General features: G+C 66.0%; 2 protein-coding genes. Both read right to left on the bottom strand.

Annotation, left to right across the window (positions count from 1 at the left end):
• Positions 1-59: 59 nt before the first annotated feature.
• Positions 60-308, bottom strand: coding sequence for a hypothetical protein (locus tag B7L92_RS38525; protein ID WP_081241678.1), 249 nt, complete (start codon positions 306-308; stop codon positions 60-62).
• A 10-nt stretch (positions 309-318) separates the two neighbouring features.
• A complete protein-coding gene (locus B7L92_RS40855; RefSeq protein ID WP_081241677.1) occupies positions 319-612 on the bottom strand; it encodes an HNH endonuclease in 294 nt (97 codons plus the stop codon).
• Positions 613-806 lie beyond the last annotated feature (194 nt).

Raw genomic sequence — 806 nt, 5'->3', positions numbered from 1 at the left:
GGGTTGCGATATGTCCGATTTCTAAAAATCCCGGGAGATCCCGAGCTGAACGGACCGGATCACGCTTCTGACCTGTGGTTTTGTCGTGAGGTCATGACGGAGTGGTGCGGTGTGCCGTGGTCGTTGAGGAGTTGCTCGCCGGTGGGCATCTGGTCTTGGGGTATCCAGCCGGTGCTGTAGCCGCAGTTGCAGAGCAGGTGGACGAGGCCGCTGCTCTGTGTCTCCCACCATTGGGCGTCTTCGCTGGGGCGGCGCAGGGCCTGCTTGAAGATGTGGAGTTCGTGCGTCGCGGTCCAGGGGTGGGGCATCGCGGTCTCCTTACGGTCCGGCGAACCAGTCGACGCTGGTGACGAGTTGGACGACGTCGGCGAGGGGACGGTCGCTCTTCTCGGAGTTACAGCTCCTGAGACATGTGGGGCAGCGGTTGACGCCGTGGATGGGGGCGAGGTTGTCGGGGTCGAGGCGTGCGCCGCCTTTGGCGACGGGGCGGATGTGGTCGACGGCGTCGGCGTGGCCGTGGCCGCAGACGATGCAGATGTCGGAGGCGGCGAGGATGCGGGCGCGGAGTTGCCGGAACTCGTACGAGGTGAGTTCGCTGCGGTCGGTGGCCATGGTCGCCCCCCGCTCTGGGCGTGACGAAGCCCCAGGGGGTGGGGGCCGCTCTGGGGCTTTGTGGGTGTCTGTGGTGCCTATGTGCGGGCACAGTTGTACACCGCGATCGTCACACAGTGTCTGACCTGCGGTCAAGCGGCGGCGCGTTCGGCGCGTTTGGCGGCAATGGCAGCGACATCTGCGGCCTCGTACCA

The organism is Streptomyces viridosporus, assembly GCF_002078235.1.
GTDB classification, from domain to species: domain Bacteria; phylum Actinomycetota; class Actinomycetes; order Streptomycetales; family Streptomycetaceae; genus Streptomyces; species Streptomyces viridosporus.
The sequence above is the reverse complement of the archived record's forward strand: the minus strand, read 5'-3'. Positions and strand labels throughout refer to the sequence as shown.